Here is a 16,020-nt window from a genome sequence, read left to right as displayed (position 1 = left end):
TTAAAGTTTAATAAAGTTTTCCAAAATTTTAGAACCTACATCTCCACTCTTTTCAGGATGAAATTGTGTAGCGTAAAAATTGTTTTTGTGCAAGGCCGAACTATATGGCAAAATGTAGTTTGTTGTAGCAGCGGTGTGTTCTCCTAATGCCACGTAATAACTATGTACAAAATATACATATTTACCTTCTAAAGAAGCATCAAATAGAGCGCTATTTACATTTGTAATAGCATTCCATCCCATGTGTGGTACTTTTATTAAATCTGTATTAGGCTGTGGTAACTCAAACTTATTTACCGTTTCTTCAAAGATACCCAAACATGGTACATCACCTTCTTCAGAATGGCTACACATCAGTTGCATTCCAAGGCAAATACCCAATACTGGTTGTTTCAAACTTACAATAAGTTCATCCAACTTAGTATCTTTTAAATATTTCATGGTAGAACTTGCTTCACCCACTCCAGGAAATATGACCTTGTCTGCATTTCTAATTTCATCTGGATCTGCAGTAATTATATGCTCTACGCCTAAACGGTCTAAAGCAAAGCTTACCGATCGTATATTTCCAGCGTTGTATTTTATAATGGCTATTTTCATTGTTATCTACTTCTTCAAAAGTTCCTCAATCTTGCCTTTCATTGCATTAAACTCTTCCTCATTAAATAAACGAGTGAGATAGGCAATTTTTCCATCCTGATCAATAATCACATTTCTGGTAACGCCTGCTTCTTTAAGTGCGTAAAGTCCAAATATATCTGCCCCAGGATCAAGAGCTAATGGATAAGTTATTCCAGTTGCCTTTGATAATTTATTTAGTTTCTCCAGCGGTTCATCTCTATCTATACCTACAATAACAAAGGCTTTGTCTTTATGCTCTTGCCAAATTTCCTTTTCTATAAAAGGCATTTCTTTTCTGCATACTCCACACCAGCTAGCGGTAAATTGTAACATCACCACTTTGCCTTTATATTCAGATAATTTAAACGTATCTCCATTATCTAATTTGGCGGTAAAATTAGGAGCTACATCTCCTACATTTACAATATAACCTCTATCATCATCCTTTTGAGAGGTGCATGAAATAGCTGAGATTAGAAAAATGACTAATAGCAAGGAATATTTATACATCATTATTAATTAAAAATGATTGTTCTGTTTTTATACACTAATGTTTTGCGTTCAATATGCGCTTTTACAGCACGAGACAAAACAATTTTTTCCACATCTTTACCTTTTTGAATCAAAGTTTTAATAGAATCGTGATGAGAAATACGATTGATGTCTTGCTCAATGATTGGTCCTGCATCTAAATCGGAAGTTACATAATGACTTGTAGCTCCAATAATTTTCACCCCACGCTTGTGTGCTGCGTGATATGGTTTTGCTCCTGCAAAGGCGGGCAAAAAGGAATGGTGAATGTTAATTACCTTTTCTGGGTAATGATTAATGAAATCTTGCGAAAGCACTTGCATATATCTGGCTAGTACTACAAAATCAATTTTGTATTTCTTAAGAATTTCTAATTCTTTTTTCTCTTGCTCGGCTTTTGTTTCTGCAGTAATTGGCATATGTACAAAGTCAATTCCAAATTGCTTAGCTACAGGTTCAAGAGTGGTGTGGTTTCCGATAATTACTGGAATGTCAACTTTAAATTCGCCACTTTGATAACGTGCCAATAAATCATATAAACAGTGAGAAGCCTTAGAAACAAATATGGCCATCTTCGGAATTTCATCGGTATAGTTTAAAGTCCACTTCATTTGATATGGCTCACCCAAAAACTTTTGAAATGTAGGACGAATTTCCTTCCTTGGCAATTTAAAACTACTTAGGTCCCACGATACTCGCATCGAAAACAAATTGTCATCGTGATCTACATGCTGGTCTACTGAAATGATATTTCCGTTATGTAGGTTGATAAAATCAGTTACTCTAGCTACAATCCCACTTTGGTCGGGGCAATGTATTTTAAGTATGGCGGTATTTCCGTTATTTTCCATTATGCAATTATTACACGCTTAACACGCGAATGAATTATATTTAAATATTGAGCCTGCAAAAATAGTTATTAATTGCAAGACCAAAAACAAATGCCTGACATTTGTCATGCTTGTTAGCGGCTTGTATTTAAGCACGATGAGTTTCTTATCAAGCTTAACCTTTAATACTTTTTATAAATGACTGTATGTTTTGGTGTAAATCTCCTGATTCACCTAATAGTTTAACAAAGGCACTTCCAATAATGGCACCATCGGCAAATTTGCAAGTTTCTTTGTAGGAAGCATTATCGCCTATCCCAAAGCCAATTAAAGCAGGGTTGTCAAGGTTTAATTGATTTACTCTATCGAAGTATGCTAACTGCTCATCGCTTAAACCTTTTTTAGCTCCTGTTACCGAGGCCGAAGAAACCATATAAATAAAACCATTGGTTTTTTCATCAATCAATTTAATTCTTGCATCAGGTGTTTGTGGTGTAATTAAAAAGATGTTACTCACGCCGAACTTATCAAAGGTATCTTTGTATTCATCCAAGTATACTTGAAAAGGAAGATCGGGTAATATAACACCATCTACGCCAACTTCGTTACATTTTTCAGCGAAAGCCTCAATGCCATATTTATGAACGGTATTGATGTAGCCCATTAATATCAATGGCATCTTAACTTTAGAACGAACCTCAGCCAACTGTTCAAATAATACATTCAGGCTCATTCCGTTTTTTAAGGCAGTTTCTCCACTATGCTGAATGGTAGGCCCATCTGCTAAGGGGTCCGAAAAAGGAATGCCAATCTCAACCAAGTCGGCTCCTGATTTTTCTAGCGTTTCTAATATCGGTACTGTATCCCCTAGATTAGGATATCCAGCTGTATAATAAATAGAAAGTATATCTTTTTTATCTTGAAATAATTGTTTGATACGATTCATAGTAAACAATATTTAATAATAAACACAGGGATACTGAGTTGTATTAATTTAGTATTTTATAAATTTCATATTATTTCTTAGCCAATGCTAAGGTTAATCCTAATAGGGATAATACACTTACCTTTCCTATTTTTGTATATTTCCAAAACTGAGCACTGTTTAAATATTTAGAAAGTTTCCCTGATAAAATGGAGATAAATCCAAAGATGATGAGGGCTTGCATCATAAAAACTGCACCTAAAATAATCATTTGCCAGACAGCGGAGTAACCTTGTTCTGTTACAAATTGTGGCAAAAGAGCCATGAAAAACAGTGCTACTTTCGGATTTAATACATTCATCAAGAAGCCTTTTTTGAACAAACTAAAAAAGCTCTTTGCTTCTTGAGTGTTTTCGGAATCTATCTTTAATTCTGGATTTTTTTCTTTATAGGATTGATAGGCTAAATAGAATAAATAAGCAGCGCCTAAATATTTTACCACAGAAAAAGCCATGGCCGATTTTTGTATGATAATAGAAACTCCCGTAGCTGCTGCTAACGTATGAATTAATATTCCACTACATAAACCAATAGATATAGCTATACCATTTCTTTGTCCTTTGGTCATACTTTCTGTCAATACAAAAATATTATCAGGCCCAGGCATTAAAGTCAGCAATATGGCTGCTCCAAGAAATGATAAAAGTGCACTTAACTCCATTCTATTTCAGATTGAATCGATCCATATAAGTACTCATGTCTTTGTCACCTCTACCAGACATGGTAATCACCACTGATTCGTCTTTTTTAAACTTCATTTTATTTAAAGCCACAAAAGCATGAGCCGATTCCATTGCAGGAATAATTCCCTCCAATCGAGTTATCTCTAAGGCAAAATCTAATGCTTCCTGGTCAGTTGCATCAAGGAAAATGGCTCTATCTGTATCTTTTAAATGCGCATGTTGAGGTCCAATTCCAGGATAATCCAATCCTGCTGAAATAGAGTAAGGTTCAACGATTTGCCCGTCATTATCTTGCATCAAAAATGTCTTACTTCCGTGAATGATACCTACATCGCCTAAAGCAATGGTAGCAGCTGTTTCGCCAGAGTCAACACCTAAACCAGAAGCTTCAACAGCCACCAGTTTAACTTGCTCATCATCTAAAAAGTGATAGAAAGTACCTGAAGCGTTGCTTCCTCCGCCAACACAAGCTACTACGTAATCTGGATATTCGCTACCCGTTTTTTCTTTAAACTGTTCTTTTATTTCCTGACTAATTACACTCTGGAAACGAGCCACCATATCAGGGTATGGATGGGGTCCAACTACAGAACCAATAATATAAAAGGTGTCTTCTGGATTACAAATCCAATCGCGTAAAGCCTCGTTAGTGGCATCTTTAAGTGTTTGATTTCCGGACTGTGCTGGAATAACCTCTGCGCCTAACATTTTCATGCGAGCAACATTGGGTGCTTGACGAACCACATCCAGCGCGCCCATATATACCACACAATCTAAACCCATTAGTGCACAAGCCGTAGCTGTAGCAACACCATGCTGACCAGCACCAGTTTCTGCAATAATTCTTTTTTTACCCATTTCTTTGGCTAAAAGAATTTGCCCCAAAGTGTTATTGATTTTATGGGCACCTGTGTGGTTTAAATCTTCACGTTTTAAATACACATTGGTTTGGTACTTTTCTGAAAGGCGCTTGGCATAATATAATGGAGAAGGCCGTCCTACATAATCTTTCAGCAACTGAATGTACTCTTTCTGAAATTTATCGGTATTAATAATGTCCAGATAAACTTCTTTTAGTTTGTCAATATTGGGTTGTAACATCTCAGGAATCCACGCGCCTCCAAATCGTCCGTAGTTTCCGTTTTCGTCTGCATTATATTTTGAGCTCATTACAAATAATTTTTATGATTATGGCAGCAAAGGTTTTGTGTTACTCGCCTCTAAACTGCTTTACAAAATCCGCTACTAATTTGACATTTTTTAATGCAGGTTCCTTTTCAAAACGGCTATTGATATCCACTGCATATATATTTAAATGTTCCAGTTTAAAGATGTCTTTAACATCATCAACTGTTATTCCACCACTTAAAAAAATGGGTTTATTGTTATCGTATTGGTTTAAAATTGTCCAGTCAAACTTATGGCCACTTCCTCCAAAAGCTTTTGTTTTTGTATCAAACAGATAATAATCGCATACCTCAGTATAAGGCTTAACATTAAAAAAGTCAAAATCTTCATCCACCTGAAAAGCCTTAATGACTTCAACTCCCATTTGTTTTACCATTAAACAAAGCTCAACAGATTCGTTTCCGTGCAGTTGCACAGCGTCTAACTCATATTTACTAGCTGCCTTAGATATTTCTTGCTCAGAAGCATTTACAAATACGCCTGTCTTTTTTATCTCATTAGACAAGTGATGAATATTCTCGCCAGAATAATCCACTCCAATGTATCGGGGTGATTTAGGGTAGAATATAAAACCCATATAATCAGGTTGAAGAGCAGCTATAGCATCTATATTAGACCTATCGCGCATTCCGCAAACTTTTATTTTAGGTAATGTTTTTGTCATTTTTGTTTGTATCTAACCTTGTACTTTTGGCTGATTTTTAATAGATGCTGAAAAATCGATACAGGCTTGTCCTGGGTTGTTTGTTCTCATAAAGTTCTCACCAATTAAAAAACCTTGAAAACCATGCTTGCGCAAAAAGAAAATATCCTCGGGCGAATAAATACCGCTTTCCGAAATTTTCACTACATCTTTAGGCATTGCTTCAGCTAAATCAACACTTTGCTGTAGGCTTACCTCAAATGTTTTAAGATTTCTATTGTTCACTCCAACTACATCAACCAATGGGTTAACTATATCTAACTCTTCTTTGCTGTGCACTTCCATCAGAATATCTAAGCCTAAATCTTTAGCAAGTTTAGAAAGTTCTTCAGCTTCTTGGTAGGATAAAATGGCCGCTATTAATAGTATTGCACTACCTCCAATAGCTTTAGCATCATAAACCTGATAAGGGTCAATCATAAAATCCTTCCGCAGAATAGGCACTGTAGTTACCTTTCTGGCTGAGATTAAATCACTTTTGTTGCCACCAAAAAACTCAGAATCAGTTAAAACAGAAATACCACTAACTCCTGCTTTCTCGTATAAAGGTACCACATCTTCAACCTGAGAAATGCTATTAATAACACCCTTCGAAGGAGATTGACGTTTATATTCTGAGATAATTCCGTTATGTTTCTCATCTTGTAAATAAGCCTTTAAGGAAGGAACCTCTTTATTAAAGAAATCATAAGTCTTTAATTTATCAATGCTTTTGTACTGCTTTTGCTGCTCAACTTCAATCTTTTTTTGAGCTACTATTTTATCTAGAATATTCATTTCTTTAACAAGATAGGGAATTATGGTCTAAACCGATTTTAGTTTATTGGATTTCAATTAATGTTTTTAATACTTTATTGGCTTTGCCAGATAACAGGGATTCTTTAGCTAACTGAATGGCTTCTTGTATTGTTTTTGTTTTATCCATACAGTTAATAGCTGTTGCTGCGTTGGCAAAAATAGCTGAATTCTGAGCATCACTACCTTTGCCGGCTAATATATCCGTAAAAATTTTGGCTGCCTCAGGTACTGTATCACCTCCAAAAATATCTTCTTGATTGATGCGTGTAAAACCCAAATCTTCAGGAGAAACTAATTGCTCTCCCTGATTGGTAATCGTCTTATAATCTCCAGTTAACGAGATTTCGTCATAACCATCTAAACTATGGATGATAGCGTAGTTTTTATCTGTATCCTGAAATAGGTATTGATATAACCTAGCCAATTCTAAACTATAAACGCCCAGAAGTTGACTCTTCGGAAAAGATGGATTTACCAGTGGTCCTAACATGTTAAAGAAGGTTTTTAAACCTAACTCTTTACGATAAGGAGCAACAGCTTTCATGGCAGGGTGAAAAAGAGGAGCATGCAAAAAGCATATTCCTGCCTTATCAGTCTGCCTTTTTAAAACATCTTCTTCATTGGTAAATTTATATCCTAAATACTCCATTACATTGGATGAACCACACGATGAAGAAACACCATAATTACCATGTTTGGTTACTTTGTAGCCTGCTCCAGCAACAACGATAGAGGATAAGGTGGAAATGTTAAAAGTGTTTTTGCCATCACCTCCAGTTCCTACAATATCTATAGCATCAAACTCTGATAAATCAATTTTTCTACAAAGTTCCAATAAGGCATCTCTAAAACCGCTCAACTCATCAACGCTGATGGGGCGCATCATATATACCGAAAGGAAAGCCACTACATGCGAACCATTATATTTATCTGCAGCAATATTGATTAACATCTCCTTGGCTTCCGCTCGTGTTAACTTTTTGTACTCAAAGAGTTTTTTTAAGGTATCTTTAATCATGACTTCTATTTTAGTGTCAAGGCGCAATTATCAAGACACAAGACATAAATAATTTTTACAATTTAGCTTATGATTTCAACCAGTTTTCCATCATCTTTTTTCCATGCTCGGTAAGTATCGATTCTGGATGGAACTGAACGCCTCTTACGTCATATTCCTTATGATGTATACCCATAATTTTTCCTTCATCATCTCTGGATGTTACCGTAAAACAGTCGGGCAAACCTTCCTCATTAACCACCCATGAATGATATCTACCAACATTCACTTCTTTGGGGACTTCGTTAAAAAGCAGCTCTTCATCCGTAGTAATAGAAATAGGAGTGGCTACCCCATGATACACCTTTGGTAAGTTAGAAATGGTTCCTCCAAAAGCTTCGGCTATGGCCTGATGGCCTAAACAAACACCCATTATGCTTTTGCTGGCACCATACTGTTGAATCAACGGAATAAGAATTCCCGCATCGCGTGGAATACCCGGACCAGGAGACAATAGTATTTTGTCGTATTTATCAATTTCTTCCAAAGGAATTTTGTCGTTGCGAATAACATCTACTTTATACCCTACAATCTCCTCAATATAATGCACCAAATTATAGGTAAATGAATCGTAATTATCGAAAACTAATATCTTTTTATTCATGTTTATTTTCCTTTTAAAATTCAGTGGCTAACTCAACTGCCTTTTTTAATGCTCCTAATTTATTATTCACTTCGGCCAACTCGCTTTCTGGTACCGACTCTGAAACAACTCCAGCTCCAGCTTGGTAATACAAAGTATTGTTTTTACACAAGAACGAACGAATCATAATGGCCTGATTAAATGAGCCATCAAATCCTAACATTCCAATACAACCACCATAATAACCTCTGTTCTGATTTTCGTATTTGTCAATCAGTTCCATAGCCATATATTTTGGTGCTCCAGATAAAGTTCCTGCCGGAAAAGTATCAGCCATTACTCGGCATGTATTAGAATCCTTTTGCAGTTGTCCGCGCACATCCGAAACTAAATGTAAAACATGCGAATAGTATTGTACCTCTTTATAGGTTTTTACTTTTACCTCTTCACAGTTTCTGCTTAAATCATTTCTGGCTAAGTCAACCAACATAACATGTTCGGCATTTTCTTTAGGGTCATTGCTTAACTTTTCGGCAAGCTCACGATCTTTAATGTCATCACCCGTTCTTTTAAAAGTACCCGCAATTGGGTTAATGGTAGCTTCTCCATCTTCAATAACCAACTGTGCTTCAGGCGACGAACCTAATATTTTGTAACTTCCATAATCGAAAAAGTACAAATAGGGAGATGGATTTACATTACGCAAAGCGCGATACACATTAAACTCATCACCCGTATATTTACGTTTAAACTGTCGGGACAAAACAATTTGGAAAACATCACCTCTAAAACAGTGCTCTTTTCCTTTCTTAACCATTTCAAGATATTCCTCATCGGTGTTATTTGAAACCTCTTCGCTATCTGGTTTAAAAGTGAAATTAGGTACTGTTCTGTTATGTAGTAATTCTAAAATATCGTCAATCTCACTTTCCTCACCAGTAGGCAAGTTTTCAACTAAACTCAATTGGTTACTGAAGTGATTGAATACCAATATATATTTGTAGTAGTTGTATCTAATCTCGGGAATTTCATATTCCTCTTTTACTTCATTATTAAACTTGATAGATTCAAAATGCTGAACTGCATCGTATGAAGAGTAACCATATAAGTCGCTTATCTTAGGTGCCTTTTCAGCTTTCTCAACACTAAATAAGTTCATGAAAGAATCAAGTTGAGCAGGTACATTTTTCACCTCTGGTTTTTCACCTTTTATAATCTGGCCACCAGGTAAAGTTGTTTCCACTACGCCCTTAGTAACCTTAAACTCTGCCAAAGGTTGGAAACAAATAAAGGACTGAGAATTGTTGTTGCCGTGGTAATCCGAACTTTCTAATAATATGGTGTTAGGATATAAATCCCTTAATTTAAGATAAATGCTAACTGGCGTTATGATGTCAGCTACGTTTGCCGGAACTTTTTTTGCTGAACTTGTAATATGTATCGACTCCATGGGTCTGTATATTTTATTTTGGACTTAAGTGAAAAAAAAATGGCTTACCGAGGTATCGGCAAGCCATTTTTATATATTTTATAATAGCGTAGCGTCGTACCTCTTCTATTTAAGAAAAAGCCAATGCCACCACCATGTATTGTTCATTAAATTTGTCATTTGCTTATGATTTGTTAGCAATGGCAAATTTTAGGATATTTTTTGAAATATCAAAATTTAATTCGCTTTTAAATTGATTTTATATGATTTAAATCATTAAGCTGAAACTCCAAAAAATACTTCTCCTAGCATTTGAGCGTAATAGGATCCAAATTCTTTTTTTACCCAATTGTATAGCTCTTTTGCTTCTGCTGTACTTAGCCAAGTTAATGACTTAACTACTTCTTTTCTAAATAAATGTGGGTTTTTAGAAACCCCTAATAATACTTTCTTTTGATGCTCTAACATGATAAATAGTCTTGGTTAAAACTGTTTCTATTATCTGGGACAAAGGTGATGCCATAATGTTAACTCTCCTATACTTGAATATTATATATCCCTTAATTACTTATGTATATCCAAGTTCTTAAATTGTCCGATTTATCAGTCATTCAATAACAACCAATAGTAACTTATTGTATTTTTAAGCTAACATTAAATTACTCATTTTTTTACTTTTTTAACGCATCTAGAGTTACAAAAGTTAGGCCATTTTGATGTATAAATTAATTTGAGTGATATAATTGAGAAAATCTTATTTTGTTGTATATTTCTGAATATTAACCCTGAAAAGTTGAATTTTTATGCCTAAACATATTTATCAAGTGGATGCCTTTTCTTCATCACTTTTTAAAGGTAATCCAGCTGCCGTTGTAATTCTAAATAATTGGTTAGATGAAGAGCTTATGCAAAATATTGCAGCTGAAAATAATCTAGCAGAAACAGCTTTTGTTTCGCCTTCAGGTACTGATTTGCATATTAGATGGTTTACGCCAACTACCGAAGTGGACTTATGTGGACATGCAACTTTGGCAGCTGCACACGTGCTATTTAATCATGAAGACCTAGAGGGAGATGAAGTTGTTTTTCATTCAAAAAGCGGATTGCTAAGAGTGATGAAGGAAGAGGAGCATTTGATTCTTGACTTTCCTTTGGATGAATTTGAAAGTGTCGTTGAACTACCTGAATTAATGAAGTTGGATTTTAGAGATAAAACCCAAGAAATATATAAAGGTAAAACAGATATAATGTTTGTGTTAGGGAAAGAAAGCGATGTTGCACAGTATCAACCAAATTTTGATATTATCAGTCAGTTGGATTGCAGAGGAATTATCATTACTGCTCCTGGTAACGATGTTGATTTTGTTTCAAGATTTTTTGCTCCTCAATCTGGTATTAATGAAGACCCTGTTACTGGTTCTGCACATACTACATTAACTCCTTATTGGAGCAAGCGTTTGAACACAACAAAGTTGAAAGCCAAGCAGCTAAGTAAGCGTGGAGGAATGCTCTGTTGTGAAGTGAAAGATGGCAGAGCTATGATTGGAGGAAGTTGCCACACTTTCTTTAAAGGAGAGTTGTATATATAGTACAATATAATCCAAAACTAAAAATGCATCGAAGAAGCTGTCCTCGATGCATTTTTAGTTTTATATGATTTCGACAATTATCGAATACTACGAATACTCGCTTTATCTGGAGGTGTTAAATCAAAGTTAATACCTAAGCGAATTCCTATCTTGCTGATTTTTACATCAGGTGCACCACTCATACTTCCATTAAAAGCGAAAGGGGCACTGATAATTTCTTCCGAGTTACTTTCTAACACACTTGTTAACCCTGGTTGAAAATAAGCAGTTAACATTAAATTCAATCTTTTATTAATAAAATATTCTGCTCCAACTTCAACGGCCCAAGCTAAGCCCATTTTCGATTTCAGTTCAGGCTCTGTTCCTACTAAATTTCTAGATCCAAAACCATACTCTTCGGCTTCATCAATCGTAAGATTCCAGTTCTCGTAATATCCTGAAGTGGATAAAGTACCTGAATCAAACTCCGTTTTTACAGAACCAGGTACTATGAATACAGGTCCTGTTGCTCCAAATAGGATAACGCTACCAGTTACCCACTTTTGGTATCTAGCTAAAATGGGTATTTCAATAGCTGATAGGGAATGTGTTTCGCTTACACCCAACATAGATTTTGTTAAGTCATAAGCATCACCATCTTTATCTATGCCTGTATCGGTAAAAGAATAGTCCCCAATTGTTGCTGTGGCCTTGTAGGAAGAAACCCTAACACCTGAACCGACTGCAAAATCTTCTGTAACGTAATAGAATAGGTCAGCTCCAAAACTAATTCCTGTGGAACCTTCAACTGTAGCGTTATTATACTTATACTTTAAAGACTGACTACCAAATCCAATTGATGGCTGTAGTGTAAATTGCGCCTTTGACACAACTGAAGCCGATAAAAGCATGATTACTAACGAGATTTTATATATGATCTTCACAATAATTCTTTTTTAAAGTAATTAATAGGGTTACTTAACGATTACTTTTTTAGCTAAACGACTATTGCCAGTAGTTTTAATAATATATATGCCTGGTTTGTTTATGCTAATTTTATTTGTTTCTGAAGGATTGGATATTTGTTTAATTAAATCACCAGTGGCGGAGTAAATATCTACCTTCTCGTTATGTAACGAGGCATCTTCAAAACCTGTTAAATCAATGCTAAAGTTAGAACCTACCCTGGCTGGCGATGGGTAAACCGACATTGCCTTACCTGTTATGGTACTAATTGTGTTACTTGTATAGTCCTCACCTTTGCTAGTTGTTACTACACAATAATATTCTCCTGCAATGGCAGAGGAGCTATAATAATATTGTTTGGTTGCTCCTGCAATTGCGTTACCTGCTTGGTACCATTGGTATGAAGCAAATAATTCATCCGAATTATCTATCAACACCATATTGTCTCCTTTTCTGATGGCTTCAACGCGAGGAATGATGTCTAATGTTACTAATATTGGTGTGGCAGCTACGTAATTCTGATTTAAGCTTTCCGTAGCCGTGATAGTGATTGAGCCTAATCCTTTGTCTGCAATAGTTAATACGTCACCACTTATGCTAGCAATTTTGTTATCTGAACTTTGGAAAAGGACTGTTTCGCCAGAGCTTGCTGTAGCTGATAGTGTAATTTGCTTTCCAGATTCATATTCTACAGGAGAGTTTATGGTAAAGTTAATGATATTAGCAGCTTGCGTAATTTCAAAGTTACTACCTGTAAAAATAATAGTGTAATTGCTAGAAAGAGCTAAAGTGCCTTGCGTTATGTCGTAGTTGCCTACATCTTCGCCAGTTGTTCGTCCGATCGCTCCAGTGAAATCATCCGTACCTATCAAACTGCCTGAGGTAATAGTATAGGTAAATGTTGGGTCTGCTTCATCGTAGATTTTAGTGGCCGAATTAGCGGAAAGTGCTATGTCAACAGGGTTAATATCTCCAGTTAAACTTGGGTTTGTTAAGTTGTAATTGCTAACTCCTGCTCCTGTAATGGAATAACCCGATATGGTTACTGCCTTTCCTATTGCTGCATTGGCATCTTCAAAACTAGCAGAGGGAGTTGTCGTGGATAAATTCACATCCTCACCTGAAATAACACCGTTTAAGCTTGGCGTTCCGACAATAGATGCATTTGTTGTTCCATCATAATCTTTGGCGGTTATCGTTAGGCCAGAAATAGTAAGCTCCTTTTTAGTAATGTCTCCTATTGTTGAAGTTGGCTGTGTAAATTCATAATTAAAAGCATCAACACCTGTCAATATATAACCGCTAAAAACAATGGGTTTATCATTGCCTACATTTTCTGTATCAAAATGTGCTTCTGCAGATGATACATTTAAAATGGCGTCATCCCCTGCTAAAATACCAGTAGCATTGGCTGTACCAGTAATAACAGCATTGGTTAATCCATCATATTGTTTGTTTGCAGAACTTACTCCAGTAATAGATATGCTCAACTTAGAAATTGTAGCTAGTGAACTTAACGGTTGAGACAAAGTATAATTGTCCTTATCTACTCCAGCTAATTTAAAGCCTGCATAACTTACTGTTTTATCCATTCCTACATTCTTCGTATCAAATAAAGAAGTGCTCTCAGAAATGTCAATGCTTAAATCGTCCGTAGCTATAGCTCCAGCTGGTAAGGGTGTATTATTATATGCAGCTACATTTGTACCATCATATACTTTATCTTGGGCGTCTAAAACAGAAATAGAAATTGGTTTTGGGGTGATATTTGCTTCTGTAGCAACCAATGAAAGAATATAGTTTCCTTCGTCTACTCCTCCTAAATCATAGCCTTGAAATGAAACCGGTTTGTCATCGCCTACATTTTTATCATTAAAGGTAGCTGTAATCGCACCTGCTGTTAAAGTAACATCATCTCCCGATACAATTCCATTTAAAGTGGCTGAACCCGAGAAAGTAACATCGGTGGTTCCATCGTATATTTTATTATCCGCGATTAAATTAGATAGAGTTAATTCTTTTGCAGTTACAGTAACATATACGCTATCGTAATGTACAGGATAAGTGGTGTTGTCTACGGCCGTAAAAGCTACTCTGAACTTTTGAGGGGCATGTGAATATTCTGGCATAAAAGATGGTGAAGTAAAAGAATAAGCACCTTCAATATCAGTGTCATTTCGGTTGTCTTTTGCACTTCCTCCAGTGAAAATCACCTCAGACAAAGTAGAGCCATATTCTAAGGTAGAAACAGTTGGCAGTATTAAATCGATAAAAACACTTTCGTAGGCGCCTATATCTATATATTTATTAAATAGCCTATTTTCTCCTGAAGGGTCGGTAAAGTTATCGATATTATCAAAAGTATCTCCATCGCCATTTAAATCGTAACCAACTTTCGCATGAGGTTCGTTAAAAGCAACATTATCACCTTTTTCAATTAAGGAAGACGTTTCTTTAATATTCCAATCAACAGCTAGTAATGAAGTTTCTTTTGTCGCATCTCCTGCTGTAACTCCAACGAAGTTAGTGGGTGATTGAAAGGATGCGTACAATACGCCATCTGCAGAACCTGTGTTATCTGCTGAAATATTAATGTTATTTGTTCCTGTTGTTTCTTGGTTTTGAACCGCACAATTGTTAGCTGTTCCTGAATCATCTAACCTGAACTGGGCAGCAGTTTCCGAGGTTTCATTTCCCCAGAAAACCGAGTTATATACAGTTGATGGACCATCCATATAAACACCACCTCCAATAGCATCTGTTTCGCTTACTTTACAGTTGGCTACTACGCAATTGGTGATGTAACCGCCACCTGCTATGTACAGTCCTCCGCCTTTCATACTTGCCTCGCAGTTGCTAATCACTGTGTTTGATATGATTCCCGCAAAAGAATAAACTCCACCGCCTTCACCATTGGTGCCAGCAATAGCTTCATTATCATAAACCTCACAGTTTATCATGGTTGAGTTGTGCAAGTAAATTCCTCCACCATCAGTTCTTGATTCTGAATTTGAAGTTGAACTACATGAAATTATCTTACATGCATCCACAATAGAATTATATGTATACATACCGCCGCCAACGCCTTTGTTCGAAGTTGAGATTGAATGACAATTTTGAACTTTTGAGTTTAATACTTGTGCATCCGTGGCCATAATACCAGCGGCATAACAGGTACCGTTGGTAATCGTTTTTGAATCCTTAATCCAGCATTTATTTACCTTTCCTGATAAAGCCAAAATACCTGCTCCACAAACTACATTACCTTGCGAAGTAACAGCTACTAAATCAGAATAACCATCTATTACTGTAAAACCATTTATTAATGTACTAGCATCTAATCCTGATGCTAGATAAACAACATGTTGCGAATTGTTTGATTCAATACCATCCCCTTGAATCTCTCCTGAGAGAATAGTGGCATACTCAAACTCCCAGTCTTCAACTTCGCCATTGCCATCTATGTCTGTTAAGGGACGATCTTCAATACTTGTTTCTGTACCTTGAAACCCTCCATAAATTTTAACGCCTGACTTTAATGCAAAAGAAACGTTTCTATCGGAAGTATGTGGTTTGTAAGTTCCTGTTTTAACCCAAACTTCATCGCCTGAACTAGCAGCATCAATAGCAGTTTGTATATCGCCTAAAGCATCAGCCCAAGAACTTCCTGTCCCTATACCTGACGGAGTTACGTAATATTTAGCGGAAAAAGTAGAATGAAACGGCAAAATGAGCATAAACAGCACTATTGCCTTTGTGAGTTTTGATGGCATCATTAGATAATAATTGATTAAGGGATTATCGTGATTAGTATACACAAATTATTACTACGTAATTTACTTTCAACGGTTTCAACAAATCAGAACTCTTTGTTAAAAATCAACTTATTAAAAACGAAATTCAAATACCTAAAAGGAGGTTAACTAATTATTCTTGCTTTGTAATCGGGGGATAGAAGTTCACATTTATTCTTATTTGAGAATAAGCGATGTCTGTTTTTGGCAATGAAATCATAGCCCCAATCTAAAATAGAGCTTGGGATAATACTAAAAATGGATAAAAAGTTGAATGGTTTTTT

At 35.9% G+C, this 16,020-nt stretch carries 15 protein-coding genes; 1 reads left to right on the top strand and 14 read right to left on the bottom strand.

Features of this window, described 5'->3' with window-relative positions:
- From hisH to A8L32_RS22910, 12 genes are all read right to left on the bottom strand, one after another.
- Nucleotides 1-600, bottom strand: coding sequence for an imidazole glycerol phosphate synthase subunit HisH (gene hisH, locus A8L32_RS22965; RefSeq protein WP_066633677.1), 600 nt, complete (start codon nucleotides 598-600; stop codon nucleotides 1-3).
- Between the two features lie 6 nt (nucleotides 601-606).
- Nucleotides 607-1,134, bottom strand: a complete 528-nt coding sequence (locus A8L32_RS22960; RefSeq protein WP_066633669.1) for a TlpA family protein disulfide reductase — start codon at nucleotides 1,132-1,134, stop codon at nucleotides 607-609.
- A 2-nt stretch (nucleotides 1,135-1,136) separates the two neighbouring features.
- Entirely contained in the window at nucleotides 1,137-2,003 is an 867-nt protein-coding gene (gene purU / locus A8L32_RS22955) for a formyltetrahydrofolate deformylase (protein ID WP_066633665.1), read from the bottom strand.
- A 154-nt stretch (nucleotides 2,004-2,157) separates the two neighbouring features.
- Nucleotides 2,158-2,928, bottom strand: coding sequence for a tryptophan synthase subunit alpha (trpA, locus tag A8L32_RS22950; protein ID WP_066633663.1), 771 nt, complete (start codon nucleotides 2,926-2,928; stop codon nucleotides 2,158-2,160).
- Nucleotides 2,929-2,998: 70 nt separating this feature from the next.
- Nucleotides 2,999-3,628, bottom strand: coding sequence for a LysE family translocator (locus A8L32_RS22945; RefSeq protein WP_066633660.1), 630 nt, complete (start codon nucleotides 3,626-3,628; stop codon nucleotides 2,999-3,001).
- A 1-nt stretch (nucleotide 3,629) separates the two neighbouring features.
- The gene (gene trpB / locus A8L32_RS22940) at nucleotides 3,630-4,820 is read right to left on the bottom strand and encodes a tryptophan synthase subunit beta (protein ID WP_066633658.1); all 1,191 of its coding nucleotides are present in this window, start codon (nucleotides 4,818-4,820) and stop codon (nucleotides 3,630-3,632) included.
- Nucleotides 4,821-4,860: 40 nt separating this feature from the next.
- A complete protein-coding gene (locus tag A8L32_RS22935) occupies nucleotides 4,861-5,502 on the bottom strand; it encodes a phosphoribosylanthranilate isomerase (protein WP_066633652.1) in 642 nt (213 codons plus the stop codon).
- A 12-nt stretch (nucleotides 5,503-5,514) separates the two neighbouring features.
- Nucleotides 5,515-6,318: an indole-3-glycerol phosphate synthase TrpC gene (gene trpC / locus A8L32_RS22930; RefSeq protein ID WP_066633648.1), complete on the bottom strand. Its 804-nt coding sequence runs from the start codon at nucleotides 6,316-6,318 to the stop codon at nucleotides 5,515-5,517.
- Nucleotides 6,319-6,361: 43 nt separating this feature from the next.
- Nucleotides 6,362-7,357: an anthranilate phosphoribosyltransferase gene (gene trpD, locus A8L32_RS22925; protein ID WP_066633645.1), complete on the bottom strand. Its 996-nt coding sequence runs from the start codon at nucleotides 7,355-7,357 to the stop codon at nucleotides 6,362-6,364.
- A 67-nt stretch (nucleotides 7,358-7,424) separates the two neighbouring features.
- Nucleotides 7,425-8,000 (bottom strand): anthranilate synthase component II, encoded by a 576-nt coding sequence (locus tag A8L32_RS22920; RefSeq protein WP_066633642.1) that lies wholly within the window; start codon nucleotides 7,998-8,000, stop codon nucleotides 7,425-7,427.
- A gap of 13 nt (nucleotides 8,001-8,013) precedes the next feature.
- Entirely contained in the window at nucleotides 8,014-9,429 is a 1,416-nt protein-coding gene (locus A8L32_RS22915) for an anthranilate synthase component I family protein (RefSeq protein WP_066633640.1), read from the bottom strand.
- A 255-nt stretch (nucleotides 9,430-9,684) separates the two neighbouring features.
- Nucleotides 9,685-9,876, bottom strand: coding sequence for a hypothetical protein (locus tag A8L32_RS22910; protein ID WP_066633636.1), 192 nt, complete (start codon nucleotides 9,874-9,876; stop codon nucleotides 9,685-9,687).
- A gap of 335 nt (nucleotides 9,877-10,211) precedes the next feature.
- On the opposite strand from A8L32_RS22910, the gene A8L32_RS22905 reads away from it, so the two are divergent.
- On the top strand, nucleotides 10,212-10,997 hold the full coding sequence (locus A8L32_RS22905; protein ID WP_066633634.1) for a PhzF family phenazine biosynthesis protein: 786 nt from the start codon (nucleotides 10,212-10,214) through the stop codon (nucleotides 10,995-10,997).
- Between the two features lie 77 nt (nucleotides 10,998-11,074).
- Here A8L32_RS22905 and A8L32_RS22900 read toward each other — a convergent pair whose 3' ends face one another.
- Together A8L32_RS22900 and A8L32_RS22895 are read right to left on the bottom strand one after the other, a co-directional pair.
- Nucleotides 11,075-11,920 (bottom strand): porin family protein, encoded by an 846-nt coding sequence (locus tag A8L32_RS22900; RefSeq protein WP_143525213.1) that lies wholly within the window; start codon nucleotides 11,918-11,920, stop codon nucleotides 11,075-11,077.
- Between the two features lie 30 nt (nucleotides 11,921-11,950).
- Nucleotides 11,951-15,718: a YDG domain-containing protein gene (locus A8L32_RS22895; RefSeq protein WP_083631477.1), complete on the bottom strand. Its 3,768-nt coding sequence runs from the start codon at nucleotides 15,716-15,718 to the stop codon at nucleotides 11,951-11,953.
- Between the last annotated feature and the right edge of the window lie 302 nt (nucleotides 15,719-16,020).

Source organism: Labilibacter marinus (assembly GCF_001659685.2).
In the GTDB taxonomy this organism is placed as follows: domain Bacteria; phylum Bacteroidota; class Bacteroidia; order Bacteroidales; family Marinilabiliaceae; genus Saccharicrinis; species Saccharicrinis marinus.
This window is presented reverse-complemented; position numbering and strand designations above follow the sequence as displayed.